This window comes from Collinsella aerofaciens (genome assembly GCF_040915545.1).
GTDB lineage: Bacteria > Actinomycetota > Coriobacteriia > Coriobacteriales > Coriobacteriaceae > Collinsella > Collinsella aerofaciens_BE.
Map to the genome: position 1 here is coordinate 18320 of NZ_JBCPDH010000006.1, position 16816 is coordinate 35135.

The following is a 16816-nucleotide window of genomic DNA, read 5'->3' on the forward strand; positions in this document are numbered from 1 at the left end:
GAAAAAAGAAAGGGGCTCCGTACAGATACGTGCGGAGCCCCTCGTTACGATAACAAGAGTCGATTAGAAATCGATGTCGGTGTCGTAGTAGCAGGCCTTGAGGATCTTCTCGAAGTCGGCAGCCTTGGTCTCACGCGGGTTCTCGGGCGTGCAGGCGTCCTGCTCGGCGTTCGCGGCGATCTCGGGCAGCTTGGCGAGGAACTCCTCCTCGGAAACCATCTGCGGGTTCTCGGCGTCGACCTTCACGCCACCATTCGCGTAATCCTTGATGGACTGCGGAATGTTGAGCTGGTCGTTGAGGTCGCGAATCTTCTGGACGAGTGCAGCGATGAGCTCCTCGTTGGTCTCGCCGGGAAGGTGCAGGATCTCCTTGGCCACGTAAGCGTAACGCTCGGCAGCACGGGGATCCTTGGAGTTCCACTGGATGACCTTGCCCAGGTACATGGCGTTAGCAGCACCGTGGATGATGTGGCCGTTCTCGAAGGCAGCACCGGTCTTGTGAGCCATGGAGTGAACGATGCCGAGCAGGCCCGAGGAGAAGGCGATACCGGCGATGCACTGAGCCTCGTGCATGTGCTGACGGGCCTCATGGTCGCCAGCATAGGACTTGGGCAGCCACTCGACGATCTCGCGGATGCCGTGCAGAGCGTTGGCATCGGTGAACATAGAGGCGCAGGTGGAAACGTAGGCCTCCATGCAGTGGGTCAGAGCGTCCATGCCGGTGTGAGCGCACAGCTTGGCGGGCATGGTGTAGGTGAGCTCGGGGTCGACGATGGCGACATCAGGGGTGATGTTGAAGTCGGCCAGCGGGTACTTGATGCCCTTGGCGTAGTCGGTGATGACGGAGAAGGCAGTGACCTCGGTAGCGGTACCGGAGGTAGAGGAGATGGCGCAGAAGTGAGCCTTCTGACGCAGCTCGGGGAAGCTGAACGGCTGGATGATGTTATCGAAGGACTCCTCGGGATACTCGTAGAAGACCCACATGGCCTTAGCGGCATCGATGGGCGAGCCGCCGCCGATGGCGATAATCCAGTCGGGCTCGAACTCGCGCATGGCCTCGGCGCCCTTCATGACCGTCTCGATGGACGGATCGGACTCGACGCCCTCGAACAGCTTGACCTCGAAGCCGCCCTCTTTGAGGTCGGCCTCGACGTCCTGCAGGAACCCGCCGCGGCGCATAGAGCTGCCGCCAGAAACGATGATGGCCTTCTTGCCCTTGAGGTTCTTCACCTCGTGGCGAGCGCCCTCACCAAAGTACAGATCGCGAGGATTGGTAAAACGTCCCATACTGTGCCTCCTAAACAAGCCCCTCTTAGACTTGCGTATATAACGGAGCACCCAATTGGCTCCGTTAGGACCGGTTTGCGCGTTGCCGGCGATGACAATGCGCGATGTCTAAACGTCTCAACGCTCAGACAAACACTATTTTACCGTTCTGGTTGGTCAGTTATTCACCTAAAGCCGCCAATGATGAAACGTTTTTTCTATCCCTGAAGACCCTTGTGCGGCATTCATACTCCCAAGCTGGGCAAACGTTTTATCAAGGTTGACTACATATCCTGGGCAGGACGGTGCCCCTCCAAAATATGCACCGTTCGCCGCCAAAAATCGACCGTTTGCGGCACCGTGATACCACTCGGTCGTCCAAGGTGCCGACATTTGTGCGACATCCGTCTTCGTGGTGCAAAGGTGCAAGTCCAAGTGCGGCACCCCCGGTGTGCCACATGCGGGTAAACTAGAACCTTATATAGAAACATTTGAACCCTAACCGCAGCAAAGGAGGCCCCATGGCATTCGATCCCATTCAAGAGGATTGCCATCGCCTCGTTCTTGAGGCCTTGCGCCGCGACAATATCCCGCTCACCGACGCTGCCGCCGTAGAGCGTCTGATGGAACAATTCACCCGCAACCCCGCACCGCTCATCGTGCACGACCGCGACCGTGCCGGGCACCTCATTGCCAAGGTGGTCGAGGCTGTCGACTACCGCATTCCCTTTATCCCTGACGATACCCAGGCAGAGCAAGAAGAGACAGCTGCCGAGAACATGCTCCGCGAGGCGGCCGCACTCGATCCGGCCAACTGGGACGCTCAGCGCATGCTGACGGCACTCACCGCCGAATCCAACGAGGAATACGTACAGTACCTGGTGTCCAAGTGCGATGAGGTCGAGCACGACCTAGCGCTCAAAATCGCCTCGGCCCAGGACCCCTACGAGCGCGAGGCCGCAGGCGACCTTACGCGCCGCCCCTATCTGCGCTGGCTTGCCGCCTTGGCATCGCGCGCCCTCATTAGCGGCCGCTATCGCATGTCGCTCGAAGCCGCGAATCGCAGCTTGGACTTTGCGCCCAACGACCCCGCTGGTGTCCGCCACACCGCGATGCTCGCCATGGCAAAGCTCGAATACCCCGCCGAGGAGCTCAAGCGCTTTCGCTCCGCACACTCCGTGCCGTACCTCGCGAATACCCCACTGCGCCGCCGCCCCAAAGATGCGGAGCGCGACTTGGACCCGTGGACGCTCATCGCGCTGATGAGCACGGCTTGGCGCGAACTGGACTACGAGGGCGCCGAGCACTACCTGCGTATCCTTGTGCGCTCGTGTCCGCACGCAGCCGAGGCACTCTACTTCCAAACCGAGTTTCCCGATGGCGTCTATGCCCGCGTCAACGTGGGTGTGGGCTCCACCGACGAGCTTGTCCTTGCGCTGTCCGAGGCGACGCCGGTACTGCAGGAGGGCCTGGGCGCCCCCGACAACGCCAGCTTTGCCGCCTGGGTCGCCACCAACGACATCGTGCGCTCCCAAATCGACGAGCGCATCCTGCGCGCAGCCGAGCAGGGGCTTCCATTTAAGGGAGGAGACCTCTAATGGATCCGAGCGTCTACATCCCCGCCTACCTGGAGCGCACCTATCTGGCGTCGCACCCCGAGCTCACCGATGCAGCACGCGAGCTTGTCCATAACGACATTAGTGCGAATCCCCAAAAGTACGCGCAGTCCGAGCATGCCCAGGCGCTGCTGTCCTATGCCGGTGTTCATCGCCACCTGCTCGACGAGCTCCATCGCATCGAAGATATGGGCAGCGACGAGGAGTTTGAGCAGACGCGCAATCGCCTGTTCGACGACATGCGCGATGAGCTGCTCAAGATTGTCCGCGTCGACGCACTGACCGTCGACGCGCAGCTGCTCGCCATCATCCTGGCCGACACACCCGTTGACGCCTGCCTGGGCGACCTGATGAAGCTCGAGGCAACCACGGCCGATTACCTGCAGCAAAGCGTGCCCGGGTTCGATATGGAGGCCCCGCACTACTGGGCCAACAAAGTTTTGACGGACGGCGTGACGGCGGCAGAGCTCACCGTGAGCGAGCCGGCGCTTATCGGGTGGCTTCACACACTCGAGGCCATCTCGCAGCTGTGCATGGCGAGCGCCCGCTACCGTGCTGCCGTCAACTATTCTCGCCGTGTTCTTAAGGCGGAAGGCTATCCCACCCGAGCGGCAGGCACCGTGTTACTCGCCCTCGCTCGCTTGGAAGACGAGGACGGCTTTTTTGCCCTGGCCCACCAGCTCGAGGAGCAGATGGGGGCCGATGCCCTCGAGAACTCTCCTTGGTATCTGCTCGCCCGCACGATTCTGCTGTTCAAAACAAACAAGATGCGCCCGGCGACACGCGCGCTGCGTGAGTTCGCCAACCGCTGCGAGGGTGGCGCGTTCTTCTTACTGAACCCCATGTACCAGACACCGTACCTTCCCTGCCGGCCCGAGCCACACGATCCCTGGGATCTTTCGCACCAGGCCGTTTGGGAAGCGGACGGTATTATCTCGGACACTCCCGACTTTGCCCCCTGGGCCAACGCCTGCGAAGATGTATCGCAGCTTGCCCAGGAATTTGCGCGCCGCTACGGATTTTAGTGACGCACTCGACCCGACCATGTCGTTTACGTTAGGAACGGTTTCATGAACCTCCGCTCATCTCTTGCCTGCACCTCGAGCGATATCGCTCGCTGGGGGCTGCGCTCCGTCCTTAAGCGCCAGGGCGGCGTACTCCCCGGCCGCATCGCCATGAAGATCGACCCCGAGTTGCTGAGCGACCTCGCTGGCCTTGTCGACCGCAGCGTGGTGATCACCGGCACCAACGGTAAGACCACCACCTCCAACCTCATCGCCGACGCCGTTGCTGCCAGCGGTGCTGCCGTGGTGTGCAACCGTGCCGGCAACAATATGGAGCCTGGTGTGGTAGGTGCTCTACTCGAGGCCCGCGGCGGCCTTAAACACACCAGCAGCGGCAAGCGCGTGGGCGTTTTTGAGTGCGATGAGCTTTACACCGTACGCGTTCTGCCCAAGCTCAAGCCGACGTACTTTGTGCTGCTCAACCTGTTCCGCGACCAGCTAGATCGCTATGGCGAGATCGATCACACCCAGGAGGTCATCGCCCACGCGTTGGAGCTTTCGCCGGCAACGACGCTCATCTACAACGCCGACGACCCGCTGTGCGCCTCGATTGCCGCGCGCGTTCCCAACGCGAGTATTGCCTTTGGCATCGATGGCGCCACCAACACCGAGTCCGACCGTATTAGCGACTCGCGCTTTTGCTCACAGTGCAACGCCCCGTTGGAGTATGACTACGTGCAATACGGCCAGCTCGGCGCCTACCATTGCCCCTCGTGCGGCTGGGCCCGCCCTGTGCTTGTCCGTCGCGTGACGGGCGTGGAGCTCGGCTGCGACGGCTACGGCTTTGACCTGGTCTTTGGATCTGCGCCCGACGCGGCTGCCGTACACATCGCCACACGCTACAACGGCCTGTATATGGTCTACAACGTAGCCGCAGCCTTCTTCGCTGCCCACGAGCTGGGCGTGGACGCGGCGCATCTGCAGCCCACGCTCGATGCCTACATCCCCGCGGGCGGGCGTATGGGCCGCTGGGAGATCGCCGGCCGTACCGTCGAGGCAAACCTGGCCAAAAATCCCGTGGGTTTCGATCGCCAGATTCAGTCCATTAAAACGGCAGGCGGCAGACTCTGCGCCTTCTTCCTCAACGACAACGATGCCGACGGCCACGATGTATCGTGGATCTACGACGTCGACTTTGAGCGCATCGCCGACACAACGGGACTTGTCGCCTTTGCCGGCGGCACGCGCGCGCACGACATGCAGGTGCGCCTCAAGTACGCCGGTATCGATGCCACGATTATCTCGAATATCGAGCAGGCGATCGGCGCCGTGGCAGACGAGGAGGCTGGCGACACTTTCTATGCCGTCGCCAACTACACGGCCTTTCCGCCGCTGGTCAAGGAGCTCGATGGGCTCAAAGACACCGATGCGGCTACGGTTGCCGCCCACGCCGCAACGTGCGCCGATGGCAGCGCCGTCCCCGTCGGCGTCGCGCCGGTCGAGCTTTCACGCCCCCTGCGCATCGTCTATCTGTATCCCGACGCCCTCAACCTCTACGGCGACGGCGGCAATGTCATCGCCCTCGAGCGCCGCTGCACCTGGCGTGGCATCCCCGTTCGCGTGGACGAGGTTCGCATGGGCGAGGTGCTCGATCTCGCCGACGCCGACATCGTCATGATGGGCGGCGGCTCCGATCGCGACCAGCTGGCCGTGGCGCACGAGCTTCTCGCTCAAAAAGACAAGGTCGCGGCCTATGTTGAGGACGGCGGCTCGCTGCTTGCTATCTGCGGCAGCTATCAGCTGCTCGGCCGTTCGTACTATATGGGCGAGAATCGCGTCGAGGGCCTGGGCGTCATTGCCGCCGAAACCGTGCGCGGCTCCGACCGCCTGATCGGCAACGTCGCCGTCAAGACCGACCTGGCACCCGAGCCCTTTGTGGGATTCGAGAACCACGGCGGCCGCACCCTGCTCGACGCAGATGCCACGCCGCTCGGAACGTCCGTCGTTGCGGGCACCGGCAACAACGGCGACGATGGCTTTGAGGGCATCATCTACAAGGGCGTCATCGGCACGTACCTGCACGGACCAGCGCTACCCAAGAACCCCGAGCTCGCCGACTGGCTCATTACCCACGCCCTCGAGCGCCGCGGCGATGCGCAGGCCACAGCCCTGCTGCCGCTCAAGCCCCTCGACGACATCTACGAGCGCGCCGCCCACGACGCCGCCATGAAGCTCCTCCCCTAACGCCCCGCCACCACAAAGGGACAGGCACCTTTGTGGTGGTTTTTCAGTTTGCCAACGATATGTGAACGGCTAAAAAAGTCTGCTATACTTTTTCCAGCTGTCCCCATCGTCTAGCGGCCAAGGACGCCACCCTTTCAAGGTGGATATCGCGGGTTCGAATCCCGCTGGGGGCACCATTTGAGATGTGAAGCCCGTTACCAATTCGGTAGCGGGCTTTTTGCTACCGATATGCCGGGATTCGAACCCGACAGGGTGCGGAGCTGAGGAAACGCGCAAGCGTTTTCCAGCGCAGCACGCAAGGAGCGAAGCGACGCAGCGAAAGCGGGCGGCGCCAGCCGCACGCGGACATCCCGCTGGGGGCACCATTTGAGATGTGAAGCCCGTTACCAATTCGGTAGCGGGCTTTTTGCTACCCATGCGCCGGGATTCGAACCCGGCAGGGTGCGGATCCCGGCATCATCGCAAGGCCTGTGGTCAAAAAATGGCAAATATGAGTACTGTTACCATTTTAGTTACAGCGATTTCATGCCTTCAGAAGGCGATTTAGCCGTCAGGCGTCCTACGGCGGAAAAATTGCAGACGTTTATCGGCTAAGTACTTGGACATATGTTGCGTAACACTACATATTTTGCAAATAAATAATGTTACAGGACTTGTGACAGTACTCATATTTGACGTTTTTTGCCCATAGCCCTTTATACCTAGGCAAATCGGCGGCAAAACGGGCTTCAAAGCGTCCTTCGCAAACAAAAACCGGGGCCCGCATGATGCGGACCCCGGCTCAATACCGTGACGATATGTCAGTTACGCTCTACACGTAGAACAAGATGTCGTCGTAGGTCGGGACCGGCCAGTAGTCGGCGGCCACGATCTCCTCCATGGCATCCACAGCGGCACGCAGCGCATCCATAGCGGGAACGACCTCGTGCGCGTACACGTTGGCCTGTTCCTGGCCATCGAGAGCCTCGGCCTTCTGATGCACGGCGTCGAGCGCCTTGATGGAGTCGTTGATGGCGGTGATACCGTTGCAGAGCTTGTTGAGCGTGTTCTGCTCGCACTGCATGGCAGCCTCAGCACCGGCGGCACGAATAGTCTCAAGGCCCTTAGCGACCTTGGTGGCATAGGCAGTAATGACCGGGCGATAGGTACGACGCGCCTCGCGAACCATCGTGGTGGCCTCGATGTTCATGAGCTTGTTGTACTTCTCGAGCTTGCAGTCGTAGCGGCACTGGGCCTCGGCCTTGGTCAGGACACCCGTCTCTTCAAAGAGCGCGATGGCCTTATCGGAAACAAAGGCGGGCAGAGCGTCGGCGGTAGTCTTGTTGTTGGCAAGGCCGCGCTTCTCGGCCTCGACGGGCCACTCATCGGAGTAGCCATCGCCGGAGAAGAGAATACGCTGGTGGTCGGTCAGGACCTTCTTGCAGTACTCGAGCGCGGCGTCCTGGAACTCATCCTCGGGCGTGCCCTCAAGCGTGTCGGCGAAGGACTTGAGCGACTTGGCCACGGCGGCATCGAGCACCAGGTTGGAGTCGGAGACGTTCTGCTCGGAGCCGCAGGCACGGAACTCGAACTTGTTGCCGGTGAAGGCGAACGGGGAGGTGCGGTTGCGGTCGGTGTTGTCCTGCATCAGTTTGGGCAGGGTATCGGCGCCCAGGTCGAGCACGCCGCGCGTGGCATGGACGGAAGCCTTGCCATCGATGATCTTCTCGACGACCTCGGTAAGCTGGTCGCCCAGGAAGATGGACATAATCGCCGGAGGGGCCTCGTTGGCGCCCAGACGATGGTCGTTGCCGGCCGAGGCAACGGAGGCACGCAGGAGCTCCTGATAGTTATCGACGGCCTCGATCACCGCGGTGAGGAAGACGATGAACTGCAGGTTGTCGAGCGGGGTGTCGCCCGGATCGAGCAGATTCTCGGACTCGGTGCCAAGCGACCAGTTGTTGTGCTTGCCCGAACCGTTGATGCCCTCAAACGGCTTCTCGTGCAGCAGGCAGACCAGGTCGTGGCGGGAGGCGATGAGCTTCATCTTCTCCATCATGACCAGATTCTGGTCGATGGCCTCGTTGACCTCGCCATAGACGGGGGCGAGCTCATGCTGGCAGGGAGCGACCTCGTTGTGCTTGGTCTTGGCGGGAATACCGAGCGCCCACAGCTCGTCGTCCAGATCCTTCATGTAGGCCGAGACGGTGGGGCGGATAGCTCCAAAGTAGTGCTCCTCGAGCTCCTGGCCCTTGCAGGGAGCGGCGCCAAAGAGGGTGCGGCCGGTGATGACCAGGTCCTTGCGCTTGCGGTAGGCGTCCTTCTTGATCAGGAAGTACTCCTGCTCGTCGCCCACGGAAGGAACAACCTTCTTGGGGGTCTTGCCAAACAGTGCCAGAACGCGCTTGGACTCACGCGAGAGCGCGGTCATGGAACGCAGCAGCGGGGTCTTCTTGTCCAGGGCCTCGCCCGTGTAGGAGCAGAAAGCCGTGGGGATGCACAGGACATCGTCCTTGATAAAGGCGGGGCTAGTGGGGTCCCAAGCGGTGTAGCCACGGGCCTCGAAGGTGGCGCGCAGGCCGCCGTTGGGGAAGCTCGAGGCATCGGGCTCGCCCTGGATGAGGTTCTTGCCCGTAAACTTGGTAATGGCGGTGCCGTCGTGGTTGGGCTCCAGGAAGCTGTCGTGCTTCTCGGAAGTAATGCCCGAAAGCGGCTGGAACCAGTGCGCATAGTGCGTCGCGCCCTTGGAGATGGCCCAGACCTTCATGGCATGGGCAACGGCGTTGGCCACATCCAGGTCGAGCGGCTCACCGCCCTCGAGGGTTGCAGCAAGGCGCTTCCAAATGTCCTTGGGGAGGTAGTCCTTCATGACTTCCTCAGAGAACACCATGGTCCCGAAGCGGTCAGTAAGTTCGGCCATACGGAACTCCCTTCGTATCGGCACCGCGTGAGAAGCGGTGTTGATTACTAACAAACGAGTCATAGCTTAGACTCGCCGTGTTTCCGCGACATTACCGTTATGTTGCTGTCGCGAAACCAATCAATGAGGTTACCCTATCGGGGCGGCGTTGCCACCCTCAACAGCCAATCAACTGTATAAATTGCAGACCTTTCCCCATGGTTTAAGGGTAGTCAATTTGAGATGGAGCTCCATTAACTGGTATTTCACATCAGATACCAGTCTTTATAGCCCCATCCTAGATTGACCGCCCTGTTATAGGGAATGCCGATAGCAAGGCATCTTTGATTGGTATCCTCAAATAGCGAGTGAAACTCCACCGTGGCACAGTGGTGCTGTAGAATCCTTACAACACATCACACTATTACGTATCTAGAGGAGCACGATATGCGCGTCGACGAGGTTTTTAGGCAGGCAGCATCCCAGGGCACCGCGCCCATTTCGTTTGAGATGTTCCCGCCCAAGGGCGAGCTCACCCTCGACACGGCTCGCGAAGTGGCAGGCAATCTGTGCAAGCTTTCGCCGAGCTTTGTCTCGGTCACCTGCTCGGCCGGCGGTTCGGGCAACGGTGCCACCACCGCCCCCATCGCGCATATGATTACGAGCGAATTCGATACACCCTCGGTGGCACACCTTACCTGCGTGGGCCGCTCGCACGCCGATATCGCCGCTAAAATCGACGAGTATCGCACCGCCGGCGTGGAAAACATCCTGGCCCTGCGTGGCGATCTCCCTGCCGGCGCGACCGAGGACGACAAGCCCGCCTCGGACTACGCCTACGCCCGCGACCTCATCCCCGAGCTCGTCGACGCCGGCTTTTGCGTAGGCGCCGCGGCCTACCCCGAGGGCCACATTGCCTGTGAGGACCTCAACGCCTCGGTCGAACACCTCAAGCAAAAGCAGGACGCCGGCGCAAGCTTCTTTGTGACGCAGCTCTTCTTTGATAACGAGTGCTTCTATCGCTTCCGCGAGCTTGCCGACAAGGCCGGTATCACCGTGCCCATTACCGCGGGCATCATGCCGTTTATGGGCAAGTCGCAGATCAGCCGCATGGTCTTTATGTGCGGCGCGTCGCTGCCCTCCCCCGTCATCAAGATTCTCGCCAAGTACGAGAACGACCCCGAGAGCCTGCAGGCAGCCGGTGTAGATTATGCCGCCCGCCAGCTTTGCGACCTCAAGGAGCACGGCGCCGACGGCCTGCACCTGTACACTATGAACCGTCCTGCGATCGCCGCGACCATTATGGAGCGCCTGGGGTAATGGAAAAACCGCACATCGATACAACCGCTGTCGAAGTGCCGGCCGACCTTGCGTCGCCGGCGCTTTACCGTGTCGATGCTGCGCACCATCCCCGTGTCGACCGTGCCGAGATGCTGCGGTATCTGGGTTACGGCGGCCAGCAGATTGAGCCCGAGCTGTCGCAACGTATTGAGCTTGTGGTCGAGCGTCTGGAACTTGACATTGAGCCCCGTGGCGTGCGCCGCGTATTTGCCGTCGATGCCACGGGCGTGGACGAACAAAGTGAGCCTTGCATTCGCTTGGTCGGCACCAACGTTGAGCTGCGAGGTCGCGATATCTATCGACATCTCAAAGATGCCCGCTTTGCCGCGCTCATGGCATGCACCCTCGGCATGGACGCCGAGCGTCGCCTGCGCACCACGGGAGCCCAACATCCCCTGGAGGGCGCCGTGCTCGACGCCGCGTGCTCCGCCTACGTGGAAGCCGCCGTTGAGCAAATGGACCAGCAGGTCAAGACGGACGCCGCCGTTCATGGGCTCGCTGGCAACTGGCGCTTTAGTCCCGGCTACGGCGACTGCCCGCTCTCGGCCCAGCGCTCGATCGTCAATGCGCTCAACGCCACGCGGCTCATCGGGCTTACCGTCACACCCACCAGCCTGCTCATGCCCACCAAAAGCGTGACCGCGGTGATCGGCCTATTCGACGGCGAAGTCCACGACGCCCAGAGCCGCCCCACCTGCAATATCTGCCGCATGCGCGAGCACTGCCGCTTCCGCGCCGCCCACACCACCTGCTATTCCAGCCATTAGGAGCCCTCGATGTTTACTCCGCTTATCACTCATGATTCTGACGGCACTGCATTGGCGGCACCCGTTGATGCCGCACGTCGCAACGGTGCCACGTACAAGACGCGCACGATCGACGATCTGCGCATTAAGGACGATCGCCTGCGTGCGGCCATCGAGGGCACGGGCCACCTACTGTTCGACGGCGGCATGGGCACCATGCTGCAGGCCGCCGGTATGAAGGCCGGCGCCCTGCCCGAGCTGCTCAACTTTGAGGAGCCCCAGGTCATCACCGACATTCAGCGTCAGTACGTCGAAGCCGGCTGCGACGTGATCACCGCCAACACCTTTGGCGCCAACGCCCACAAGCTCGACGGCGCCGCCACCGTGGCAGACGTCTTTGCCGCGGCAGTCGCCTGCGCCCACTCGGCCGGTGCCCACTACGTCGCCGGTGACATCGGACCCATCGGCGCACTGCTTCGCCCCTTAGGCACCCTGAGCTTTGACGAAGCCTACGACCTTTTTGCCGAGGAGGTGCGCGCCGGCGTCGCCGCGGGTGTGGACCTCTTTATTATTGAGACTATGACCGACCTGGCCGAAATCAAGGCGGCGGTCCTCGCCTGCCGCGAGAACTCCGACCTTCCTGTCTTTGCCACCATGACCTTTGAGGAAGACGGCCGCACCTTCTTGGGCACGAGCCCCGAGGTCGCCGCCATCACGCTCGACGCCATCGGCGCCGACGTTTTGGGCATCAACTGCAGCCAAGGACCGGCCGAGCTCCGGGGACTCGCCGCACGTATGCTCACCGTTACCGACAAGCCCGTTATGGTGCAGGCCAATGCAGGACTCCCCCATGTGGACGACGACGGCAACACCGTCTTTGATATCCAAGCCCCCGAATACGCCGAGGCCGTCGCCGGCATGATCGCCGATGGCGTGAGCGTCGTCGGCGGATGCTGCGGCACCACGCCGGCGCACATGGCAGCGCTGCGCACGCTCATCGACAACCACACGCCCAGCCCGCGCCGCCGCAAGCCCAGCATGTCGGTCACGAGCGCCCAGACGGTCGTGGACCTTCCCTGCGACGGCCACAAGATCGCCGTCATCGGCGAGCGCATCAACCCCACCGGCAAAAAGCGCCTGCAGCAGGCCCTACGCGACGGCGACCTGGATTACGTCGTGAGCCAGGGCATCAGCCAGCAGGAGCAGGGCGCCGACATCTTGGACGTCAACGTGGGCCTGCCCGAGATCGACGAGGTCAAGATCATCCAGCAGGCAACCGAGCAGCTCCAGGGCTCCACGCTGCTGCCGCTGCAGATCGACTCCACCGATCCCGCCGCCGTCGAGGCCGCCGTGCGCCGCTACGCCGGCAAGCCCATCATCAACTCGGTCAATGGCAAGCAGCAGATCATGGATGAGATCTTTCCGCTGGTCGCTCACTACGGCACCAACGTTGTCGGCCTTACACTCGACGAAGGCGGCATCCCCGATACCGCCGAGGCTCGCTTCGACATCGCCGAGCGCATCGTGGCCGAGGCTGCCCGCTACGGAATCGGATCGGACCGCATCCTCATCGACTGCCTGGTCATGACCGCCTCGACCAACCAGCGCCAGGCCGAGCAGATCCTGCGCGCCATGTCCCTGTGCAAGGAGCGCTTGGGCGTCAAATGCGCGCTCGGCGTGTCGAACATCAGCTTTGGCCTGCCTGCCCGCCCGCTGCTGGGCTCGGTCTTTTTGGCCGCCGCCTTTGGCGCGGGCCTGGACGCCCCCATCATGAACCCGGGCTCCAAGCGCTTTATGGATACCGTCTACAGCTATCGCGTCTTGAGCGTTGAGGACGAGGGCTCGACCGGATACATCGAGCGCTACGCCGGCTGGACCGACCCGTACAAGATTGCCGCCAACCCGGCGGCCGCTCAGTCAGCATCGAGCGATGCCGCGCCTGCCGCAAGCACCACCGCAAGAGCCGATGACGACCCCATCCGCCACATGGTCGTCTCGGGTCGCAAGGGCGAAATCGCGACCGAGACCGAGCGCCTGCTGGCCGACCACGACGCCATGGACCTCATCAACAACCACTTTATCCCCGCCCTCGATGAGGTCGGAGTCCTCTTTGACCAGGGAAAGTTCTTCTTGCCGCAGCTCATGGCCTCGGCCGAGGCCGCGCGCGTGGGCTTCGATACCATCAAACGCCTGATGCCCGCCGGCGAGATTGCCGACAAGGGTAAGATCTGCGTGGCCACCGTCAAGGGCGATATCCACGACATCGGTAAGAACATCGTTAAGATGCTGCTCGACAACTACGGCTACACCGTCTTTGACCTAGGCCGCGACGTCGACCCGCAAGAGGTGCTCAAAACCGTCAAGGAGCGCGACATTAAGCTCGTCGGCCTCTCGGCGCTTATGACCACCACGGTCGTCGCCATGGAGGAGACCATCAAGCTGCTTCATGCCGAGGTCCCAGGCGTCAAGATCATCGTGGGCGGCGCTGTGCTCACCCCCGAATACGCCAAACAGATCGGCGCGGACTACTACGCCAAGGACGCCGCCGAGAGCGCGCGCATCGCCGAAGAGGTCTTTGGGCAGTAACACAACGGAAACAACCGAGCACCAAAACGTGCCGCATGCGCCACTTGGCACGTGCGGCACGTTAGAATAGATAAAACTATGCTCGTTTTGGCAGATAGGAGCGCAAGGATGGCGATCACGCCCGCAGAAATCGCGGAAACCCGCGGCATGGTTGAGGAGCAGAACCTCGACATCAGGACCATCACCATGGGTGTTTCGCTCATGGGTTGCGGCGACGAGAACCTCGACCGCATGTGCACGAAGATCTACGACCACGTGACGCACACGGCTGAGCATCTGGTCGAGACCGCCGAGAACCTCGAGCGCGAGTACGGTATCCCTATCGTCAACAAGCGCGTCTCCGTCACCCCGGTGGCGCAGATCGCCGCTTGCTGCAAGGATGAGGACCTCACCCCCATCGCGCACGCCCTCGACCGCGCGGCCGAGACGCTCGGCATCGATTACCTGGGTGGCTTCTCCGCGCTCGTCCAGAAGGGCATCGGCGACGCCGACCGCCGCGTCATCCAGTCCATCCCGCAGGCGCTCGCCACCACCAGCCGCGTCTGCTCCAGCGTCAACGTCGCCAGCCTGCGTGCCGGCATCAACATGGACGCCGTACTCATGGCTGCGCAGACCATCATCGACGCCGCTAAGCTCACGGCCGACCAGGACTCCGTCGGCGCTTCCAAGTTTGTCTGCTTTGCCAATATGGTCGAGGACTCCCCGTTTATGGCGGGCGCCGTCCACGGCGGTGGCGAGGCCGACGCCGTCATCAACGTTGGCGTCTCGGGCCCCGGCGTTATGGCCGCAGCCCTGGAGACGCTGCCCGATTCCGCATCGATGATGGAGGTCGCCGAGAAGATTAAGCAGACCGCCTTTAAGATCACCCGCGCCGGTGAGCTCATGAGCCGCGAGGCCGCCCATCGCCTGGGTGTCGAGAAGGGCATTGTCGACCTGTCGCTGGCCCCCACGCCTGCCATCGGCGACTCCGTTGCCCGCATCCTCGAGATCATCGGTGTTGGCACCTGCGGTGGCCCCGGCACGACCTGCGCACTCGCCATGCTCAACGATGCCGTCAAGAAGGGCGGCGTCATGGCCAGCTCCAGCGTGGGCGGTCTCTCCGGCGCTTTTATCCCCGTGTCCGAGGATGCCGGCATGATCGCCGCCGTCGAGGCTGGCGCGCTTTCGCTCGAGAAACTCGAGGCCATGACCTGCGTGTGCTCCGTTGGCTTGGACATGATCGCCATCCCCGGTGACACCCCGGTCGAGACCATCGCCGGCATCATCGCCGACGAGATGGCTATCGGCGTCATCAACAACAAGACCACGGCCGTCCGCGTGATTCCCGCCATTGGCAAGGGCGTGGGCGACTGCGTCGAGTACGGCGGCCTGTTTGGCCGTGCGCCCATCATGCCGGTGAACCCCAACGCCGGCACCGTGCTCGCCCACCGTGGCGGACGCTTCCCGGCGCCGCTGAACTCGCTCAAGAACTAGCTGAGGGGGACTGGCGAGGAGCCCCGGGGAGGGCAAATATATAAGGTCGCCTGCTCGGACAGTCCTGACTCGCACGGAGAGCACATTAAGTGCTCTCCGGCTCGTGCGGAACTCGCGATCGACCTTATATATTTGCCCTCCCCGGGGCTCCCGCACAACGGGACCTCGATTGAGTTCTATCCCGGTTGCAGTCGCTTCGCTCCTGCACCACATGGTCGATACGGCGGTTTGGCGTTGGATCAATTCTTTCTGATATATGCTGGTTGCGGCTCTTCTTTTGGGAGGAGTCGCTTTTTTGTTGCTAGGAGGTTGGCCCGTGGTTGATGGGGATGCTCGCTCTGAGCTTCTTTCTGCTGATTGGAATGACGAATGGATGCGCTTGCAAGCTGATCGGCATCGGGCTGATGATCCTTTTGAGTAGGATAAGCGGGCTCGGCATTTTCGGCCATTGGAGACTGCCCCGTATGCTCGGGATTTTATAAAACTGCTGGCGCTTGAGCCTGGTGAGTCGGTGCTCGATATGGGGTGTGGGGCTGGGTCGATTGCTATTCCGCTTGCTCAGGCTGGGCATCCTGTGATTGCTGCTGACTTTTCCCCTGCTATGTTGGGCACGCTTGATGCTGGCATTGAGTACTATGGGCTCGAGGATCGCATTACGCCGCTTGAGCTCGCTTGGGATGATGATTGGGATTTGGTTGGACCGGTCGCGAAAGCGGTGGATGTTGCCTTTGCCAGTCGGTCAGTTACGACGACCAATCTAAAAGGCGCGCTTGCCAAGCTTGATCGTACGGCTCGTCGGCGTTGTGCTGTCACGATGGTCGCCAACTCCAGCCCGCGCTATGACCTGCACCTGATGAACGCCATCGGTGCCTCGGTTACCTGCAGTAATGGCTTTGTGTATGCTTTTAATATCCTCATTCAGATGGGTGCCCTGCCGCAGGTTACGTACTTTGAATCGCCTCGTCGCGATACCTTCGATAACCTTGAAGCGGGCGTAGCAGATTTTTCCCGTATGCTCGAGCATGGCAACGAGGATAAGGTTGACCGCCTGCGCGACTACATCGCTCAACACATGATTGAGAACCCCCATGCCGGTGAGCCGGGCTCCAAGGGCGTGCCGCAGGGGCGCTATATGCTCGATCATGTCCGCAAGGTTCGTTGGGCGTTTATTGCATGGGAGCCGGTCTCTGCGCCCAGCTCATAGCCCGTTCGCAGCCCGCACCGCCCACCCGCTCGGCATCCGCATTCTTTTTGAACTGGGCGAACGCGCTCCACACACCGCCGTTCCTGCGCTATCGTGGGACAGCTCACGTAGATTAAGGCCCCGTCGCGGGGCGCCCCATACATAGAAAGCGAGAACCCATGGCACTGACAGGAGCACAGGTCAAGCAGCTTCGCAGCATGGCCCATCACCTCAACCCCGCCATCATCATCGGCAAGTCCGACGTCAACGAGGGCACCGTCGAGCAGACGGTCGCCTACCTGGAGAAGCACGAGCTCGTTAAGTGCTCCGTGCTCGATGGCTCCAGCCTTTCCGCCCGCGAGGCCGCCGAAGAGCTCGCTGAGCGCTGCCACGCCGAGGTCGTCCAGGTCATCGGCCGCAAGTTCTCGCTGTATCGCGAGTCCTCGCGCAAGGACATCGAGAAGATCAAGCTCGTCTAA

The 16816-nt window shown here is 61.7% G+C and carries 12 protein-coding genes and 1 tRNA gene; 10 read left to right on the forward strand and 3 right to left on the reverse strand.

From position 1 onward, the window contains the following. Positions 1-63: 63 nt before the first annotated feature. Entirely contained in the window at positions 64-1287 is a 1224-nt protein-coding gene (locus AB5202_RS03320; RefSeq protein WP_035136916.1) for an iron-containing alcohol dehydrogenase, read from the reverse strand. 500 nt (positions 1288-1787) lie between these two features. Between AB5202_RS03320 and AB5202_RS03325 the strand changes: the two genes are divergently transcribed. From AB5202_RS03325 to AB5202_RS03340, 4 genes are all read left to right on the forward strand, one after another. Continuing rightward, entirely contained in the window at positions 1788-2864 is a 1077-nt protein-coding gene (locus AB5202_RS03325; RefSeq protein WP_035136915.1) for a tetratricopeptide repeat protein, read from the forward strand. After that, the gene (locus AB5202_RS03330; RefSeq protein ID WP_195361393.1) at positions 2864-3907 is read left to right on the forward strand and encodes a hypothetical protein; all 1044 of its coding nucleotides are present in this window, start codon (positions 2864-2866) and stop codon (positions 3905-3907) included. The genes AB5202_RS03325 and AB5202_RS03330 overlap by 1 nt, the downstream gene beginning before the upstream one ends. A gap of 45 nt (positions 3908-3952) precedes the next feature. Continuing rightward, complete coding sequence (locus tag AB5202_RS03335; RefSeq protein WP_368144303.1) at positions 3953-6130, forward strand: MurT ligase domain-containing protein; 2178 nt, start codon at positions 3953-3955, stop codon at positions 6128-6130. Between the two features lie 99 nt (positions 6131-6229). Then, positions 6230-6306 (forward strand) — tRNA-Glu (locus AB5202_RS03340). A 635-nt stretch (positions 6307-6941) separates the two neighbouring features. On the opposite strand, the gene AB5202_RS03345 is transcribed toward AB5202_RS03340, so the two are convergent. Beyond that, positions 6942-9029 carry a glutamine synthetase III family protein gene (locus AB5202_RS03345; protein ID WP_368144302.1) on the reverse strand — a complete coding sequence of 696 codons (2088 nt, stop codon included), beginning with the start codon at positions 9027-9029 and terminating at the stop codon, positions 6942-6944. A 426-nt stretch (positions 9030-9455) separates the two neighbouring features. On the opposite strand from AB5202_RS03345, the gene AB5202_RS03350 reads away from it, so the two are divergent. The 4 genes from AB5202_RS03350 to AB5202_RS03365 all read left to right on the forward strand — a co-directional run bounded on the left by AB5202_RS03350 (position 9456) and on the right by AB5202_RS03365 (position 15154). Further along, entirely contained in the window at positions 9456-10328 is an 873-nt protein-coding gene (locus AB5202_RS03350; RefSeq protein ID WP_368144301.1) for a methylenetetrahydrofolate reductase, read from the forward strand. Then, a complete protein-coding gene (locus AB5202_RS03355) occupies positions 10328-11116 on the forward strand; it encodes a hypothetical protein (RefSeq protein ID WP_368139821.1) in 789 nt (262 codons plus the stop codon). Before AB5202_RS03350 ends, AB5202_RS03355 begins: the two co-directional genes overlap by 1 nt. 9 nt (positions 11117-11125) lie before the next feature. Then, positions 11126-13681, forward strand: a complete 2556-nt coding sequence (locus AB5202_RS03360; RefSeq protein ID WP_368144299.1) for a homocysteine S-methyltransferase family protein — start codon at positions 11126-11128, stop codon at positions 13679-13681. Positions 13682-13789: 108 nt separating this feature from the next. Next, positions 13790-15154: a PFL family protein gene (locus tag AB5202_RS03365; protein WP_035136908.1), complete on the forward strand. Its 1365-nt coding sequence runs from the start codon at positions 13790-13792 to the stop codon at positions 15152-15154. A gap of 239 nt (positions 15155-15393) precedes the next feature. On the opposite strand, the gene AB5202_RS03370 is transcribed toward AB5202_RS03365, so the two are convergent. Beyond that, entirely contained in the window at positions 15394-15603 is a 210-nt protein-coding gene (locus AB5202_RS03370; protein ID WP_368143834.1) for a hypothetical protein, read from the reverse strand. On the opposite strand from AB5202_RS03370, the gene AB5202_RS03375 reads away from it, so the two are divergent. Both AB5202_RS03375 and AB5202_RS03380 read left to right on the forward strand, forming a co-directional pair. Then, complete coding sequence (locus AB5202_RS03375; protein WP_368143833.1) at positions 15603-16358, forward strand: methyltransferase domain-containing protein; 756 nt, start codon at positions 15603-15605, stop codon at positions 16356-16358. The genes AB5202_RS03370 and AB5202_RS03375 overlap by 1 nt on opposite strands. A 158-nt stretch (positions 16359-16516) precedes the next feature. Then, positions 16517-16816 (forward strand): YhbY family RNA-binding protein, encoded by a 300-nt coding sequence (locus AB5202_RS03380; RefSeq protein ID WP_006234690.1) that lies wholly within the window; start codon positions 16517-16519, stop codon positions 16814-16816.

Bases quoted from the DNA above. Each gene is read 5' to 3' on its own strand.
- AB5202_RS03320 (WP_035136916.1), bottom strand. From the start codon at position 1,287: ATGGGACGTTTTACCAATCCTCGCGATCTGTACTTTGGTGAGGGCGCT.
- AB5202_RS03325 (WP_035136915.1), top strand. From the start codon at position 1,788: ATGGCATTCGATCCCATTCAAGAGGATTGCCATCGCCTCGTTCTTGAG.
- AB5202_RS03330 (WP_195361393.1), top strand. From the start codon at position 2,864: ATGGATCCGAGCGTCTACATCCCCGCCTACCTGGAGCGCACCTATCTG.
- AB5202_RS03335 (WP_368144303.1), top strand. From the start codon at position 3,953: ATGAACCTCCGCTCATCTCTTGCCTGCACCTCGAGCGATATCGCTCGC.
- AB5202_RS03345 (WP_368144302.1), bottom strand. From the start codon at position 9,029: ATGGCCGAACTTACTGACCGCTTCGGGACCATGGTGTTCTCTGAGGAA.
- AB5202_RS03350 (WP_368144301.1), top strand. From the start codon at position 9,456: ATGCGCGTCGACGAGGTTTTTAGGCAGGCAGCATCCCAGGGCACCGCG.
- AB5202_RS03355 (WP_368139821.1), top strand. From the start codon at position 10,328: ATGGAAAAACCGCACATCGATACAACCGCTGTCGAAGTGCCGGCCGAC.
- AB5202_RS03360 (WP_368144299.1), top strand. From the start codon at position 11,126: ATGTTTACTCCGCTTATCACTCATGATTCTGACGGCACTGCATTGGCG.
- AB5202_RS03365 (WP_035136908.1), top strand. From the start codon at position 13,790: ATGGCGATCACGCCCGCAGAAATCGCGGAAACCCGCGGCATGGTTGAG.
- AB5202_RS03370 (WP_368143834.1), bottom strand. From the start codon at position 15,603: ATGGCCGAAAATGCCGAGCCCGCTTATCCTACTCAAAAGGATCATCAG.
- AB5202_RS03380 (WP_006234690.1), top strand. From the start codon at position 16,517: ATGGCACTGACAGGAGCACAGGTCAAGCAGCTTCGCAGCATGGCCCAT.